The sequence below is a fragment of the Brevibacillus sp. genome (genome assembly GCF_003521185.1).
Taxonomy (GTDB): Bacteria; Bacillota; Bacilli; order Brevibacillales; family Brevibacillaceae; genus Brevibacillus; species Brevibacillus parabrevis.
Map to the genome: position 1 here is coordinate 96992 of NZ_DOTK01000089.1, position 14968 is coordinate 111959.

Annotated in this window: 16 protein-coding genes; 12 read left to right on the top strand and 4 right to left on the bottom strand. The window is 53.2% G+C overall.

Annotation, left to right across the window (positions count from 1 at the left end; translation table 11 throughout):
• The first annotated feature begins 221 nt into the window (after positions 1-221).
• The 6 genes from DEP07_RS26180 to DEP07_RS26205 all read left to right on the top strand — a co-directional run bounded on the left by DEP07_RS26180 (position 222) and on the right by DEP07_RS26205 (position 6083).
• Positions 222-842, top strand: a complete 621-nt coding sequence (locus tag DEP07_RS26180; RefSeq protein ID WP_122963113.1) for an NUDIX hydrolase — start codon at positions 222-224, stop codon at positions 840-842.
• A gap of 185 nt (positions 843-1027) precedes the next feature.
• Entirely contained in the window at positions 1028-2467 is a 1440-nt protein-coding gene (locus tag DEP07_RS26185) for an MDR family MFS transporter (RefSeq protein WP_122963114.1), read from the top strand.
• A 178-nt stretch (positions 2468-2645) separates the two neighbouring features.
• The gene (locus DEP07_RS26190; protein WP_280648178.1) at positions 2646-3896 is read left to right on the top strand and encodes a GNAT family N-acetyltransferase; all 1251 of its coding nucleotides are present in this window, start codon (positions 2646-2648) and stop codon (positions 3894-3896) included.
• Between the two features lie 90 nt (positions 3897-3986).
• Complete coding sequence (locus tag DEP07_RS26195; RefSeq protein WP_167470237.1) at positions 3987-4163, top strand: hypothetical protein; 177 nt, start codon at positions 3987-3989, stop codon at positions 4161-4163.
• 155 nt (positions 4164-4318) lie between these two features.
• Positions 4319-4795, top strand: a complete 477-nt coding sequence (locus DEP07_RS26200) for a PilZ domain-containing protein (RefSeq protein WP_122963116.1) — start codon at positions 4319-4321, stop codon at positions 4793-4795.
• Positions 4796-4931: 136 nt separating this feature from the next.
• Positions 4932-6083, top strand: coding sequence for a DUF2087 domain-containing protein (locus DEP07_RS26205; RefSeq protein WP_280648179.1), 1152 nt, complete (start codon positions 4932-4934; stop codon positions 6081-6083).
• Positions 6084-6125: 42 nt separating this feature from the next.
• Here DEP07_RS26205 and DEP07_RS26210 read toward each other — a convergent pair whose 3' ends face one another.
• The 3 genes from DEP07_RS26210 to DEP07_RS26220 all read right to left on the bottom strand — a co-directional run bounded on the left by DEP07_RS26210 (position 6126) and on the right by DEP07_RS26220 (position 7428).
• On the bottom strand, positions 6126-6431 hold the full coding sequence (locus DEP07_RS26210) for a hypothetical protein (protein ID WP_280648180.1): 306 nt from the start codon (positions 6429-6431) through the stop codon (positions 6126-6128).
• Between the two features lie 124 nt (positions 6432-6555).
• Entirely contained in the window at positions 6556-6978 is a 423-nt protein-coding gene (gene gerQ / locus DEP07_RS26215; protein ID WP_122963119.1) for a spore coat protein GerQ, read from the bottom strand.
• 27 nt (positions 6979-7005) lie between these two features.
• Entirely contained in the window at positions 7006-7428 is a 423-nt protein-coding gene (locus DEP07_RS26220) for a cell wall hydrolase (protein WP_122963120.1), read from the bottom strand.
• 182 nt (positions 7429-7610) lie between these two features.
• Here DEP07_RS26220 and DEP07_RS26225 point away from each other — a divergent pair, with 182 nt between their 5' ends.
• The 3 genes from DEP07_RS26225 to DEP07_RS26235 are packed head-to-tail and all read left to right on the top strand — an operon-like array spanning position 7611 to position 11403.
• Complete coding sequence (locus tag DEP07_RS26225; RefSeq protein WP_242772145.1) at positions 7611-8027, top strand: MerR family transcriptional regulator; 417 nt, start codon at positions 7611-7613, stop codon at positions 8025-8027.
• Entirely contained in the window at positions 8024-9595 is a 1572-nt protein-coding gene (locus DEP07_RS26230) for a class I adenylate-forming enzyme family protein (RefSeq protein ID WP_122963122.1), read from the top strand. The genes DEP07_RS26225 and DEP07_RS26230 overlap by 4 nt, the downstream gene beginning before the upstream one ends.
• Positions 9592-11403: an acyl-CoA dehydrogenase family protein gene (locus tag DEP07_RS26235; protein ID WP_280648182.1), complete on the top strand. Its 1812-nt coding sequence runs from the start codon at positions 9592-9594 to the stop codon at positions 11401-11403. Before DEP07_RS26230 ends, DEP07_RS26235 begins: the two co-directional genes overlap by 4 nt.
• Before the next feature lie 65 nt (positions 11404-11468).
• On the opposite strand, the gene DEP07_RS26240 is transcribed toward DEP07_RS26235, so the two are convergent.
• Positions 11469-12035: a YqaA family protein gene (locus DEP07_RS26240; protein ID WP_063228694.1), complete on the bottom strand. Its 567-nt coding sequence runs from the start codon at positions 12033-12035 to the stop codon at positions 11469-11471.
• A 316-nt stretch (positions 12036-12351) separates the two neighbouring features.
• Here DEP07_RS26240 and DEP07_RS26245 point away from each other — a divergent pair, with 316 nt between their 5' ends.
• The 3 genes from DEP07_RS26245 (at position 12352) to ytxC (ending at position 14936) form a co-directional block, all read left to right on the top strand.
• Positions 12352-12570 carry a hypothetical protein gene (locus DEP07_RS26245; protein WP_063228695.1) on the top strand — a complete coding sequence of 73 codons (219 nt, stop codon included), beginning with the start codon at positions 12352-12354 and terminating at the stop codon, positions 12568-12570.
• A 153-nt stretch (positions 12571-12723) separates the two neighbouring features.
• Positions 12724-13830 carry a cyclic dehypoxanthinyl futalosine synthase gene (gene mqnC / locus DEP07_RS26250; protein WP_122963124.1) on the top strand — a complete coding sequence of 369 codons (1107 nt, stop codon included), beginning with the start codon at positions 12724-12726 and terminating at the stop codon, positions 13828-13830.
• Positions 13831-14015: 185 nt separating this feature from the next.
• The gene (gene ytxC, locus DEP07_RS26255) at positions 14016-14936 is read left to right on the top strand and encodes a putative sporulation protein YtxC (protein WP_122963125.1); all 921 of its coding nucleotides are present in this window, start codon (positions 14016-14018) and stop codon (positions 14934-14936) included.
• The last annotated feature ends 32 nt before the right edge of the window (positions 14937-14968 follow it).

Below are 14968 nucleotides of genomic sequence, written 5' to 3' on the forward strand. Positions count from 1 at the left end.
TTTGTCTATAGGAAGGGAGCGAGGCTGTCAACATGACCGGGAGTGCTGCTCGCCAGCGGCCTGGCAAGGCTTTGGATCGAGCATGGACAGCGCAAAAGCAAAGCCGAAACGGGGCGGAGTGGCGGTAGTGCATATTTCGGGCGAACAGAGTAGCCAACACTTCGCCTAACTGGTAAGGTGGAAAAGAATGAGAAACCGATACGCAGATGAGGTGGAGTTGGATGACGGAAGAACGCTTTGACATTTTTGACGAATCAGGACAGCAGATCGGTGTGGAAGCGCGCAGCGAGGTGCACCGAAAAGGGGATTGGCACCAAACTTTCCATTGCTGGCTTTACCGGGTGCACAATGGACAACTGGAGCTTTTGTTCCAGAAAAGGCATCCGGAAAAAGATACGGGCCCGAATTTGCTTGATATAACATCGGCAGGCCATTTGCTCGCAGGGGAGCGGCCCTGTGACGGAGTGCGGGAATTGGAGGAAGAGCTTGGACTTGTCGTGCCGTATGAAAAGCTCCGCCAGATTGGCGTCATTCGCGATGTGATTACGGCGCCAGGCATCATCGACAAGGAGCTGTGCCACGTATTTGCGATGGAGTGCGATCAGCCGCTGCACGAATATCGCTTGCAAAAGGAAGAAGTGACAGGACTTCTCTGGGTGAATGTGCAGGAGTTGGAGGCGTTGTTTGCAGACCAGCTTTCGCAAGTGGCAGCGAAAGGGTTTTTGACCGATGCGGCAGGAGAGCGCTACGACGCTAGTCTGATGGTCAAGCAGAGTGATTTTGTTCCCCATGAAGTGCATTATTATCAGGAAGTGTTTCAGGCGATCAAAAGCTGGCTGTAACAAGATCAGGAGCGAAGGCGGCTCCCCGAGTCCCCAGTCTTGTCAATCCTTTCGCGCGTTGCAACAACGGCGCGGACAGGTGGCAGACGCGTTTTTGTTTCATAGGTAAGCAAAGTTTTGTGATATACTATGACAACGCTTTTTGGCGAATCGCGATCGTGCGTAGATAGAGAGAGGAGATCGAGATGAGAGTAAAAATTATGGTGGCACTGATGCTTTCCACCTTCCTGGCCGCCATGGAAGGGACGATTGTCAGTACAGCGGTGCCGCGGATTACAAGTGATTTATCGGGATTTGAGCTGGTCAGCTGGGTTTACGCCATCTACATGCTGGCGACTGCCGTGTCTGCCCCGATTTATGGCAAACTCGCTGACTTGTTTGGACGCAAAAATGTGTTGCTGATCGGGATCGGTATTTTCTTGCTTGGTTCCACGCTTTGCGGTGTGGCCATGACGATGGGCCAGCTTATCGTGTTCCGGGCGATTCAAGGCTTGGGCGCGGGTGCGGTCATGCCGATTACGATGACGATTATCGGCGACTTGTATACCGAGCAGACGGCGAGAGCGAAAGCCCAGGGCTGGATCAGCGCTGTATGGGGCCTGTCAGGTGTGGCAGGGCCGCTCGTTGGCGGGTTTTTGGTCGACACGCTTTCCTGGCGTTATATCTTTTTTCTCAATTTGCCGTTCGGGCTTTTGTCCTTTTTCATGCTGGTCTGGTTTTACCGCGAAAAGCTGCTGGCAAAAGCGAAGCGTCATATCGATTATCCGGGAGCGCTGATCTTCACCGTGGGCACGATTGCCTTGCTGTACGCGCTGTTGACGGGCAGCCAGGATCAGTCCTGGACCAATCCGGTGACGATTTCCTTGATTGTGTTTGCACTCGTGACCTACCTGGTTTTCGTTACGGTAGAAAAGCGCTCGCCTGAGCCGCTGATTCCGCTCACCCTTTTGACGAATCGCAACGTGACGATGATCAACATGCTGACGTTTTTGACCAACGGGATTGTGATCAGCATGGTCGTGTACTTGCCGATCTGGAGCCAGGGCGTACTGGGGGAAAGCGCGACGATGGCAGGCTTTGTCCTGACTCCGATGCCCGTCTGTTGGACGATCGGCTCGATTTTGTCCGGCAATCTCTTGGGCAAGCTGCGGGCAGAGCAGTTGATTATCGGAGGGACGGCCATATTGACCGTTGCCACGACGCTTTTAACGATTCTGTCTTCCCATTCGGCAAGTTACTTGATTTATGTCGCCGTAGGCTTGGTGGGGCTTGGCATGGGGCTGATCAGCCCGATCGTCATGGTCAAAATTCAGGCGTCGGTCGCTGTCGACAAACGGGGAACGGCTGTCGCATTGAACACGTTCACAGGAACCTTCAGCCAAACCTTCGGGGCGGCAGTCTTCGGGATGCTATTCAACATGGTCACGGTAGCGGGAGGCCACGCGAATCTCGGGGCATCCTTCGAGACAGGCTCCATCCCTGCGGAACAGCTGGCGTCGATCCGCGATTTGCTTTCTTCCGGGGTCCACGTCGTCTTTACCGGAACACTGGTTATCGCGATTGGCTGCTTCCTCTTGTCGCTTGTGATTGCCAAAAATCAGCGGCAACAGGCGAACAGCCAGTAATTTATCAAGCGTCGGCCATCCGGTCGGCGCTTTTTGGATGGCCAAGCCAAATATGGCTGAAAATGAAACTTTTCCAAAATATACAAAAACTTGTTGCTATTTACCGCATAGATTCTATAAAATTTTTTTAGACGAAATGGTTTGTCCCAAATGCGTACAGACAGGAGTGATTGTGACGATGGACGAGATTCGCCCTGTTTCTTTGAACGATATCGACGAGGTAGCGAGAATTGCCGCCATGGCTTATCCGGGAAGCAATCTTCTCGGGACGGAGGGCAGACAGCAGTTCGCTGAACGGGTCAAAAGCACGCTGGAAAATGACCCGAACGTAAGCTATCACGGATGCTATCGGGACGGACAGCTCGTAGGAATCATGAAGTGGTACGATTTTTCCATGTATGTATACGGTCAATCTGTACTGACAGGAGGAATCGGCACGGTCGCTGTCGATCTGTTGCATAAAAAAGAAAAGGTAGCGAAAACGATGCTGCACGGGTTTCTCGCGGCTTACCGGGAGAGAGGGATTCCACTTGTGTCGCTCTATCCGTTTCGCGTTGATTTTTACAAGCAGATGGGCTTTGGGACAGGAAGCAAAATTCATCAGTACAAATTCAAGCCTGCAAGCCTTCCCTATACGGGCAAGGATCAAATCGTGTACGTGACAAAAGAGGACAAGGAGCAAGTGCTGGCGTGTTACCAGCGGGTCGCCCGGCAGACGCACGGGATGATCAAACGGACGGAGCGGGATGTGGACAGCCTGCTGAATGTGCCGGAAAAAATCGTCGTCGGTGTCCGACAGGAGGACAAACTGACGGGATATCTTGCCTTCCAATTTGAAAGCGCTCACGAGGAAAATAAAATTTTCAACAACATCGTCGCGAAAGAGCTGGTCTATGAATCGCGCGAGGCGTTGGCGCAGCTACTCTCCTTCCTGCACAGCCAGGCGGATCAAATACAGCGGGTTGTCCTCAATACAGCCGACGAAGACTTCCATTTGCTTTTGTCTGATCCGGGAAATGGAACAAACCGACTTTTGCCTAGCGTCTACCATGAGAGTCATGTTTCAGGGGTTGGGCTGATGTATCGGGTGATTGATGTACCGGGCTTTTTCCGGCAAATGTCCGCTCATCGCTTTGGCGCAGAAACGGTTCGCTTGCAGTTGACGGTGCGCGACTCCTTCCTGCCGGAAAACAGCGGGACATGGCTTGTCCAGTTCACAGACGGACATGCTCGCGTGGTAGAGGAAGGACAGGCAGACGCTGCTGTTCAACTGGATATATCCGATTTTTCCTCGCTCGCCATGGGGGCGGTTCGTTTCAGCAAGCTGCACGAGTACGGTCTGGCAGAACTGGATGACCTGCGCGCGTTGCCGCAGTTGGATCGGCTTTTTTACACGGCGAAAAAACCGCAGAGCATGACGCCGTTCTGATTTTTAAAATTGTCATGATTTTGCCATAATTGGTCATCTTATTTTGCCTCTCCCCATATGTTGTTAACAAACGGGGAGGGGGCAGGTCTTATGATTTTTTTTACCGTCGTCATCTTTTTTGCGTTTTTGCTGGTTGTCTGGTTTGTGGTGAAGCTCCTGTTCCGTCTGGAGAAGCGCGATTCCATCAAGTACGACCAAAGGGAGCTTTGGGAATCATTTGACACAAAGTTGCAGGACATTCGGTACAAGAAAGAGAAAAATAAATAGAGCGCCAGTCACACGGCGCTGTTTTCTTTTGTGACATGCGGTGGGAAGTCATTACCTAAGAAATGAATGCGGGCAGCGAAAACCTTGTGCCGACAGGGACGAGGGCTTCGCCGCGTTTGGGAATAAATCGGGCAAGGGAAAGGAAGGTGAGAGCAATGGCGAGTGGATCAGAGGGTCACAAACGTGAATATTTCCGGTTGAAGCTGGAGCATCCCCTCTGTGCATTCATGACCATTGTTCTTGTCAAAGGAAAGACGATGGAGATCGGCAGCGCGAAGGTGCTGATTGAGGATATCGGCGCAGGCGGACTGCGATTTCTCTCGCACTTGAAAATGCCGGCCAGCGACCAGCTCGTCTTGCAGTTTGAGACGGAGTTGTGCGGTTCGACATTGAAAATGTACGGACATGTCGTGCGTACAAGCCCGTGGGAGCAAGATTTTTATGAATACGCGGTACGGTTCACGATGGAAGAAGCGCAGCATTTGGAGATCAACCAGTTGGTGAACCGTCTGGCCATTCGCTATCGGCAAAACCGGGTAGGGACGGAAGGGAGCTTTTGGAAGGGCGATCGGCAAGCCTTTCTGCAAGAATTGGCCCAGGCGTCGCAAACTTTGGAGACGACGAGAGCATAGGGCAAAACAGCAAACGAATCAAGACGAGCAGGCTTCTTGTTGGTGGGGTGACCAACAAGGGGCTTTTTTTGACAATGCACAAACGAAGTGTTATATTGTCTGCAATAAACTAAACATTTTGGGGATGTGCTTGTCAATGGGCATCAATGAATCGTTTTGGACTGCTTCATTGGAGGAAGCCAAGCAAGGATATGTAGAGCGGGAGCACGATTATTTGTGCTTGCTATGTGGAGCAGAAGTGGAAAAAGGAATTATCTATCCGGTAGACGGCGCCCTGTTCGAGGCGTCCCGTTACATGCGTCATCATATCGAGCAGGAGCATGAATCGGTTTTTGCTCATCTGAGCGGGTTGGACAAGCGGTTGACCGGACTGTCCGATCATCAGGCCAGCTTGATGCGGTTGTTTTATGCGGGCAAAAGCGATGCCGAGGTGCAAGCCGAGATGGGCATCGGCAGCGCTTCGACGATCCGCAATCACCGTTTTGCCCTCAAAGAGAAAGAGCGGCAAGCAAAAGTATTTTTGGCAATGATGGAGCTGCTGCGGGAAACGGACAAAGCAAGCACAGGCTCTTCAACGGGCAAGGGAAAGCCAAACAAGCAGGCTGAAAAGCAGAGAGAGGCCGGGCCGTCTGAATATGCCGCGGTTGTGCAAAAGTATTTTCCGAACGGGCCAGGCCATTCGCTGGCGCGGATACCACGCAAGCATAGCCACAGGCAGATTGTTTTTCAGGAGATTGCCAATCGCTTTGCGCCGGACAAGGTGTACACGGAGCGGGAAGTCAATGAGCTGCTGGAAGCGATTTATGAGGACCACGTCACCTTGCGCCGTTACTTGATCGACTTCGCTTTGTTGAGCCGGGAAGCCGACGGCAGCGCGTATTGGCGCACGAGCCAGGCGGGCGGCGACGGAGCGGAGCAAGAGGCGATGACGGATCGCAAGCAAGAGCTGAAACAGCTATACAAAGAAGTGAAGAGCGAGGCTGGCGTCTACCAGATCCGCAACAAAGAGAACGGCAAGGTACTCGTGGCGAGCACCATGAACATCAAAACGATGAACGGCAAAAAGTTCATGTTGCAGCACGGCTCCCATCCCAACCGGGAACTGCAAAACGATTGGAACGAGCTGGGCGCTGATGCATTCGAGTTCGAGGTGCTGGAAGTGCTGGAAAACAAAGACGAGCCTGCGTTTGATGCGAAGGCTGCTTTGGAGAAATTGGAAGCAAAGTGGGTAGAGAAGCTGGCTCCATACGGCGACCGCGGATACCATACCCGAAAACAGGCAGAGTAGAGAAAGCAACAGGCTACCTTGAACTGGAGGGTAGCCTGTTTTTTAGTCGAGCAGGCGAAAGCGCTCCAGGTGGTCGTGCAATCCGATCTGCTGCAAAATCTCGATTTGCCTCGGGCCAATCAGGTCAAAGTGGGGAAAAGCGGCGCGGTTGTGAATATAGGCGGGATTCAAGCCGTGCTGGCGGCACCATTCCACCAGCTTGTTTGGATCGGCGCAGTCTACTTTTGTCACGGTTTTCATCTCAGGAAAACGCGGGTCCAGCCAGTAATGCGTCAGAAAAGCAATCTCTCCGCGCCGGACCGCCTGTTTCCACTCGTTTAACTCTGCTCGTGAAATGCCGAATGCCACGAATGCTCTCCTCTTTCTGTTGAAAAGATGTGTGGCACAAGCGCATGCTTTGCCTATCGCCCCATTATAGCAAAAAGACAGCGCCCATCTGAACGAGAGATGGACACTGTCTTTTTGGTAAAGCTTAACGTACCCCCTGAGGAAGTGTCGGAGGAATGTAGTTCAGCTCTTCGTCGGCTGTGATGTAGTCGGTATTGACCATGAGCAGCAAGTAGCGTTTGCCCGTTTGCGGGTCGCTGAGAATGATGTGGTCGCGCCCGGCTGTCTCCAGCACGCCGCGGAAAATTTTCGCGTTCCACTGGCTGTTGTTCTCGAACGTCTGATAAACGGTAATGACTTTGCCGCGATTCATGCGCAAAATGTTTTCGATGTACGATTCTTCCATGACTTGCCCCGGCGTATAAGGCGTGCCAGGGATCAGCGCGCCGCTTGGCTGCATAGGAACCAATTGCGGCTGCTGTTGTTGCTGCATGCCAAAAGGAAACTGTGCGGAAGGATACATTTCATACCCGTAAGGATACGGTTGGTATGGGATTTGCTGACTCATGATGAACTCGCTCCTTTTATCTATCTGTTAAAAAACGCGCGGACAATCGGCTCTGGTTGGAATGAAGAAGCAGTGCGCCTTGTAACGCCCGGAGTTTGCCTGATCCCACCAGGTGGCAGGGCAATTGCCGACAGGACGGTAAAACCAAAGCGCATTGGTGGCTGGACGTGTCCGCTCGCCATTGATCGTTCGCTGGGCCAAACGTCTTTCGCGCTCACGTGCCCGCTGGTAGAAGTACGGCTTTTGCACAGACTCATATCCGCCCGGAGATTGATAGACCATATCTCGCATCGTCCGTATGTTCTTGAAGTCAAGGCAGTTGGCGAGAATCCGGTTGACGCCCACATTCCCCACCATCAGCATCCCCAGCTCGCCTTCGCCTTCCGCTTCCGCGCGCATTAAACGAGCCAACATATCGACGTCATTGCTGTTCGCTTTGATAACGGCCATTGCTTCACCTCCTCATAAAACTCACAATGACAATATATGGGCGTATGCCAGATCGGTGATTGCACCAGCGAAATTTTTCGGTAGATCGGGGCGGCAGTTGACGTTAACGTAAACGGAAGGTAAAATATGGTTAATCAGTTATTTCTGAATATTAGAAAAGAAAGGTAAAGGAGCAGGAGACGATGAACAGAGAAGGCGACGAAAAGCAAGCACCATGGTCCATCTCTGATCTTGCTCACGAACTGGATGTCAGCACGAGAACGATTCGTTACTACGAGGAAGTCGGCCTGATTTTTCCGGCTCGAACTGAGCGGGGGATCAGGTATTACAGCCGCCAGGATCGGGCCAGGCTGCGATTGATTATGCGGGGAAAGCGCTTCGGCTTCTCGCTGGAGCAAATCCGGGAAATGATCGAGTTGTTTGGCGAGGATCGCAGCGGTCGCGCCCAGTTGCTGCGTGCCATTGATTACGGCAACCAGAAGCTGGCGGAGATTGACGACAAGATCAGGGAGCTGTCGCTGCTGCGGGAAGATATTCTCGCTTACAAGCTGGGGTTTGAACAAAAATTGCTGGAAGAAAATGGGGAGGGGAACCGATGAACGTATCAGCTTTGCTTGCTGTAAACGGACGCAAATATCCCGACAAGCCTGCACTTGTCGCAGGTGATGCAGAACTTACCTTTGCCGAGTGGAATGATCAGGCGAGCAGGTGGGCCTATCGTTTGAGAGAGCATGGCGTCGAGCCAGGAGATCGCGTGGTTTTGATGCTGCCGAATTGTCCGGAGTTTGCGGTTTTTTACATAGCCGTTATTCGCTGCCAGGCGCTTGTCGTACCGATCAATGCGCGGTCGACCCAGGAGGAAGTGCGCTACATATGCGAGCATGCAGGGGCGAAAGCACTGATCGTTCACGAAGCTCTCGTGCACGCGGTCAACGAATGGATCGAACAAGGAACGAATCTGCTTGCCATCAAGACGGGCGGCAGTCAGGGCGTTTGGCTGGGAACAGTAGCTTGGGAGACAGGCGAAGACGTTCTCGGCAAGCTGGATGAATTTGCGATCGACCCGGATGCTCCGAACTTGACAGAAGACAGCGAAGTCAGCATTTTGTACACGTCAGGTACAACGGGCCGGCCAAAAGGTGTTTTGTACACGCACAGAAGCTTGCTGACCGTCGCGACCATGATGGCCATCGAACTGTCGATCCAGCATCGCTCTCGCATCCTCCAGCTCATGCCGCTCAGCCATTCAGCGCCGCTGCACTTGTTTTTTATCTCAGGCTTGATGGTCGGAGCGACGCAAGTGATGGCGCTCACGTTTTCGCCGGAGCTTCTCTTGTCGCTCGTGCAAAAGCACCGGATTACCCACTTTTTCGGGGCGCCCGTTGCTTACTTGCTGACGATGAAGCATCCCGAGTTCGCCCGGTACGATTTGTCATCCGTGGAGTTTTGGATGTACGGAGGCGCTCCTCTGTCCAAGGAAATGGCTGCGCAGATGGAGCAAGCGTACGGCAGGGACAAACTGGCTTGCGTCTACGGGCTGACGGAAGCAGGGCCGACGGGCACTCGCCTGCTGCACCGCGAGCACCCGGACAAGGTGGGCAGCGTCGGAAACCGCGGCGTCCTGTTCGCCGAAGTCGAGGTTGTCGACGAAGCGGGCAGACCTGTCCCGGCAGGTACGCCTGGCGAGGTGCGAGTTCGCGGAGCAGGCTCGATGAAAGCCTATTACAACAACCCGGAAGCGACGAGCGAGGCGCTGCGCGACGGCTGGCTTTACACGGGAGATATCGGAAAATTCGACGAGGACGGCTTCCTGTGGATCGTCGACAGGAAAAAGGATGTCATGATTACGGGCGGAGTCAATGTCTACCCGAAGGAACTTGAACAGCTGCTGGAGCGTCACCCGGCGATTGCCGAAGTGGCTGTCGTGGGGCTGCCCCATCCCGAGTGGGGCGAGACGGTTACCGCCTATGTAGTGCTTGTTGCAGGGGCTGATCCGGCGCACGATTGGCTGACAGAAGTGCGCGGCTTTTTGAGCGGACACCTTGCCGATTACAAGCTGCCGCGACAGGTGAAAGTCCTCGCCCAGCTGCCGCGCAATACGAGCGGAAAAGTGCTCAAGCATGCTTTGCGCGATTCGGCTGCGCAAAAGGAAGTGGAGCTGACATGAGCGACCTGCAAGCGAAAATCGACCAGCGCCGCTACAGCGACAACATCCCTCACCCGCGCGCAGGCAGCCAGCAAAACTTTTTTGCGGCAGACCCCAACCTTGCTTTTTTGCTGGAGCGGTATTTGCCGGCGCCGATGCACGATTGGGCGAAGCAGCAGCTTGGTTGGCTGGGGGCACATGCGGCGGGGCCGCTGGATGAGCGGGCAGCCTATACCGATCGGGACGGCAAGCCGCACTTGCGCAAATACAATCGCCTTGGCGAAGACGTTTCCGAGATCATCACCAACGAAGGCTACAAGCAGACGGTGGCTGACGTGTACGGGGCGGGGATCGTCCATTATTTGTACCACGACATTCCCGAGCTTGGGTTCAAGGCACCGTACAGCTACTCCTTTTTGCTGGGCTACCTCGTCAGCCAGACCGAGCCAGGCTTTTATTGCCCGGTGACCTTGACGATGTCGGCGGCGTATTTGATCGATAAATACGGGGATGAGCAGCAAAAAGAGCAGTACCTCAGCGGGCTGACCTCGCGGGATCGCCGTTCGCTGTACGAGGGAGCCACTTGGCTGACGGAGCGTCAGGGCGGCTCGGATGTCGGGGCGAATCTCACGGTTGCCAAGCCGACAGCCGGGAAGCCGGGCGTCTATCAGTTGACGGGCGAGAAATTTTTTGCCAGCAATGCGGGTGCGATGGTCGCCACGGTGCTTGCGAGAATCGACGACAGCAAGCCGGGAACAAAAGGCTTGGGACTGTTTCTCGTCCCGTGGGTTCGGCCGGATGGCACGCGCAACCAGATTGAGGTTCGGCGTTTGAAAGATAAGCTCGGAGTGAACGCAGTGCCGTCTGCGGAGGTGCTGCTGCACGGCGCGGAAGGCTATTTGATCGGACAGCCGGAAAATGGCTTCAAATACATGGCGGAAGCGCTGAATTTGTCGCGAATTTGCAATGCGATCGCATCGGTCGGAATCATGCGCCGAGCCTTGTATGAAGCCAAATATTACGCGAGCGAGCGGCATGCTTTTCAAAAGCCGATCGACCAGTACCCGATGGTCAGAGAAATGCTGGTCAACCTGCTCTTGGATACGGAAGTAAGCACAGGCGCCGTGTTCGACATGATTGCTATCTACGACCGCGTACAGGATGGTTCGGGGGGCAGGGACGATTTGGCGCTTTGCCGGCTGTTGATTCCCCTGTTGAAATACCGGACGGGAGAGGAAGCGGTGGAAGCCGCTCACACAGCTATCGAGATTCACGGCGGCAACGGTTTTATCGAAGAGTATGTCACACCGCGCTTGCTGAGGGATGCGCAGGTGCTGACGGTGTGGGAGGGCACTTCGAACATTCTTGCGCTGGACATTTTGCGCGTCATGCAAAAAGAAAACAGCCATGCGGTCTTGATCCGGCTGTTGCGTTCGCGTGCGGCAGGCTGGCACCATGCCTTTTCCCGGCCGTTCGCCCAGCTTTTGCAATCCGAGCTGGCTGTACTGGAGGAGAATATTGCTTATTTGCTCCAGCAGTCGCCTGATTATCTCAGCTATAAATTGAAGGCGCTCGCCGACCACATGATTGACTTGTACACGCTTTCCTGCATCGTCAGCGAAGCAGAGGATCAGCTGCTGCGAGACAACAATGCCCGCAAATACGTGCTGGCAAAGCTGTACGCAAACAAGCATTTGCTGCCGAAGACAAAGCGGGGCATCCAGGGTGACGAGCTGCTGGATGTGCAGTTTTTCCGCGAGCTTCTGGACTATGAGCCGATCCCGCTGGAGGCGCTACAGCAGCAGTCTGCCTTTGTGTTCGCCACGTAACCAATCGCATCAAAAGGAAAAAACGCCCATGCAGCCAATTCGAGGTTGCTTGGGCGTTTTTCATCTCAGGCATAGCGTTTTCTGCGTTTGTTCCAGATGAACCAGCCAACGGCTACAAGTGCAGCGGCTGCGAGCAATGAGACTTCCAAGTATTCGTCCAGCAACACTTTGGCATGTTTGCCGTACAAGTAAAACAACGTACCGATCAGGAAAAATTTCAGGCCGCGACCGACGATGGCAAAGAGCATCAGCTTTGTCAGCGAATAGTTGAAAACGCCGCTCAATACGGTAAATACTTTGAACGGGATGGGCGTAAATGCGCCGATCAACACCGCAGCGTCTCCGTTTTTGGCGAATTTCTCGGTGGCGACCACGACCCATTTTTCCGGGAGCAGCTTGTGCAAAAGCGGTTTCCCCAGCCACTTGCCGAGCAAAAATCCGATTGGCGCCCCAAGAATCGAGGCGGTAAAAGCCACCGTTGCAAAGCGGAGGGCCGATCCGGGGTCAAGCAGACTCATCGCAATTTGCATAAAAAAAGGAGGAATCGGACTGATGAACGAATCCAAAAATGCCATGCCAAAGAGGCCCCATATTCCATATTGCATGAAAAGTTCTGTGATTTGATCGAGCATGAGCATCTCCTTAAGCACATTTCCTCTCGGGAATCAATTATACAGGAAAAAAGCGGTTTTCAGTAGTTAGGATATGCTTGGTCGTGCGGACAAAGACCGAAAAAGCGGGCTGATCCAAACAGATAGAAATACGATTGATTACACCGGGGGGTTACATTTTCCTGGTATTTTCCGGCTTTTAAGGAGATTCGTCCTGAGCGAAACGGCCCTGTGTATGCGTGAGTCGTGGTCGGGAAGTCCCTAGCTTTTCCATTGACGATAGGAAAGAATATCCATTAGTATAGAGAAGAAGGACATACAGCGTTGGGAGGAGCCCATGAAGACATTGGGATCGGGGAAAGTCGTTTTTTATGCGCCGGATGGAACCAGCGTGCAACTGACAGGAGAAATTGACGTGCGCGGAGACCGGGTAGCCGTGACTGAAATCATTTACTTTAACGGTCAGCCTAATGGTGCGCGTGAAACCAATCTGCCACTTTCGCAAACGGTCATCTACTGGGAACCGGAAGTGTATGAGCAGATCGGATTTGAATGATAAAAGAACAAGAAATATCGGGCAGCCCTGCTTTTTGCGGGGCTGTTTTGCATAAAGCTCCTGTTTGTGGCAGCACCTCGGGCTATAGCCGTTATGTCCCGAGTGTGATATCATGTGGGATGGAATTTACGTATGGTACAAGGAGTGATCCTGATGATCGATGCTATATTGGAGCGTGCCCTTGCAGGGGAACGACTGGGCCTGGAAGACGGCCTGGCCTTGTTTGCCAGCAACGAAATTGAAAAGATCGGACACTACGCCAATCTGGTGATGCAAAAGCATCATCCGGAACCAATTGCCACGTTTGTTATCAGCCGAAATGTGAACTACACGAACATTTGCGATACGTATTGCCGCTTTTGCGCCTTTTACCGTCGTCCAGGCTCAAGCGAAGGCTATGTACTGCCAAGAGAAACCATTTTCCAAAAGATTCAGGAGACCGTAGACGTAGGCGGTACGGAAATCTTGATGCAGGGCGGAACGAACCCGGATTTGAAAATTGATTACTTTACCGACCTGCTGCGGGCGATCAAGGAACGTTTTCCGAAAATCACCATGCACTCGCTGTCGGTAGCGGAAGTCATCAAAATCGCGGAAGTCTCCAACATGTCGGTCGAGGATGTGCTCAAAGAGCTGAAGGCAGCGGGGCTGGATTCCTTGCCGGGAGCGGGCGGAGAAATTCTCGACGACCGTACGCGCCGCAAAATTTCCCGTTTGAAAGGCTCTTGGAAAGAGTGGATCGATACGCAAAAAGCTGCTCACCGCATCGGGTTGCCAGGTACGGCGACGATGGTAATCGGCTTTGGCGAGGAGATGGAGGAGCGCGTGCTGTCTTTGCTGCGCATCCGTGAAGCACAGGACGAGACGCACGGCTTCAAAGCGTTCATCGTCTGGACGTTCCAGCCTGACAACACCAACATGAAGGCCGTCAACAACACGCCGGAAGAATACCTCAAGTCTTTGGCGATCAGCCGACTCATGCTGGACAATATCGAAAACTTCCAATCTTCCTGGGTCACCATGGGCCCGCACTACGGCCAATTGTCGCTCTCTTACGGAGCAAACGACTTCGGTCAGACGATGATGGAAGAAAACGTCGTTTCAGCCGCCGCATGTACGTACAAAGTGAACACCAACCAGATTCTCGAACTGATTCGCGGAGCAGGCAAAATCCCTGCGCAGCGCAATACCCAGTACGACATCCTGCGCGTGTTCCAGGACGGCGAGATGGCAGAGAAAGATTTTGTGATGCAAAACTAATTGATATACCAGCTGTTTCCACGCGCTGCTTGATCACCAGCCTTTGTCAAAGGGGAAGTGATGAGGGAGCGCGTTTTTCATATGGAACGACCCCATTTTCCAATCCCCGGTTTCCAATCGTTTAAAAGTATATCGCCAATCAAGGGACATATACTGTAACTACAATTGCGGTTGGGGGGATGAAAATGCAAACGTATCGCGTATTGCTGGAGAATGTCCCTGAGCATAGTGGCACGTATCGCGTGATCGTAAACGAAATGCTGGAGCGAGTCAATACGGCCCCGGTGCGCATTACATACAAGGAGCAAGAGCAGGAGGACTACTGCACGTTCCTTTTTCAAAGCTGGTGCGAAGAAGAATATGATGCGCAGACGATAGAGTGGGCGAGAGCTTTTGTGGCATTGACGTTGGCAGAGTGGGTGACACAGGTCAAGGAAGCGGACATCATGCAGGAAATGGCTGCCGATCTGTTGGCGGCAGAACAGCTGGAAGAAGAATGGGGAGAAATTTTGCCTTACATCGAGCGCATGTGCCAGGAAATCGAGCAGGATGGCCGCGAGCTTTTGGCTGCCACGACCCGCAAGGCCAATGTTTACCGCAAGGCGTTTTTGTATCTGGAGCAGGAGCGGACGATCAACGTCCTGGGTTTCATCCGGTTCCGGCTGCAAGAGCATTGGAACGAGCTGTTTGAACTGGTGGAGTCCGGGATTGACGAATATCTGGAAGACAAGCAATACCAGGAATTTGTCGAGCTGTTGCGCTACTTCATCGCCGTGCAGGAAGTGAAACAGGAAGTGGTCCATGTTGTTCCTAGTGTGGACAAACCTTTCCATCTTTATGACAAACAGGGAGACCGTCTCTGGCTGGAGCAGCTGGATTCCGTGCTCAGCATGGACGAACAAAAGTGCCGGGACGAGGATTATTTGGTCAGCGCCTTGGTTACACTGGCTCCTGAGAGTATCGTGCTGCACATGGCTGGCGACAGACCGGGGCTTGCGCAAACGATACGCAGCATTTTCGACAGCCGGCTGATTACGTGCCATTCCTGTTCATTATGCATTGGGCAAAGACGTGTACTTGACGGGAACAATCCGAGTCCACTATAATAAGCAACAACAAACGTATATGGCTTACAAAT

Bases quoted from the DNA above. Each gene is read 5' to 3' on its own strand.
- DEP07_RS26180 (WP_122963113.1), top strand. From the start codon at position 222: ATGACGGAAGAACGCTTTGACATTTTTGACGAATCAGGACAGCAGATC.
- DEP07_RS26185 (WP_122963114.1), top strand. From the start codon at position 1,028: ATGAGAGTAAAAATTATGGTGGCACTGATGCTTTCCACCTTCCTGGCC.
- DEP07_RS26190 (WP_280648178.1), top strand. From the start codon at position 2,646: ATGGACGAGATTCGCCCTGTTTCTTTGAACGATATCGACGAGGTAGCG.
- DEP07_RS26195 (WP_167470237.1), top strand. From the start codon at position 3,987: ATGATTTTTTTTACCGTCGTCATCTTTTTTGCGTTTTTGCTGGTTGTC.
- DEP07_RS26200 (WP_122963116.1), top strand. From the start codon at position 4,319: ATGGCGAGTGGATCAGAGGGTCACAAACGTGAATATTTCCGGTTGAAG.
- DEP07_RS26205 (WP_280648179.1), top strand. From the start codon at position 4,932: ATGGGCATCAATGAATCGTTTTGGACTGCTTCATTGGAGGAAGCCAAG.
- gerQ (WP_122963119.1), bottom strand. From the start codon at position 6,978: ATGAGTCAGCAAATCCCATACCAACCGTATCCTTACGGGTATGAAATG.
- DEP07_RS26220 (WP_122963120.1), bottom strand. From the start codon at position 7,428: ATGGCCGTTATCAAAGCGAACAGCAATGACGTCGATATGTTGGCTCGT.
- DEP07_RS26225 (WP_242772145.1), top strand. From the start codon at position 7,611: ATGAACAGAGAAGGCGACGAAAAGCAAGCACCATGGTCCATCTCTGAT.
- DEP07_RS26230 (WP_122963122.1), top strand. From the start codon at position 8,024: ATGAACGTATCAGCTTTGCTTGCTGTAAACGGACGCAAATATCCCGAC.
- DEP07_RS26235 (WP_280648182.1), top strand. From the start codon at position 9,592: ATGAGCGACCTGCAAGCGAAAATCGACCAGCGCCGCTACAGCGACAAC.
- DEP07_RS26240 (WP_063228694.1), bottom strand. From the start codon at position 12,035: ATGCTCGATCAAATCACAGAACTTTTCATGCAATATGGAATATGGGGC.
- DEP07_RS26245 (WP_063228695.1), top strand. From the start codon at position 12,352: ATGAAGACATTGGGATCGGGGAAAGTCGTTTTTTATGCGCCGGATGGA.
- mqnC (WP_122963124.1), top strand. From the start codon at position 12,724: ATGATCGATGCTATATTGGAGCGTGCCCTTGCAGGGGAACGACTGGGC.
- ytxC (WP_122963125.1), top strand. From the start codon at position 14,016: ATGCAAACGTATCGCGTATTGCTGGAGAATGTCCCTGAGCATAGTGGC.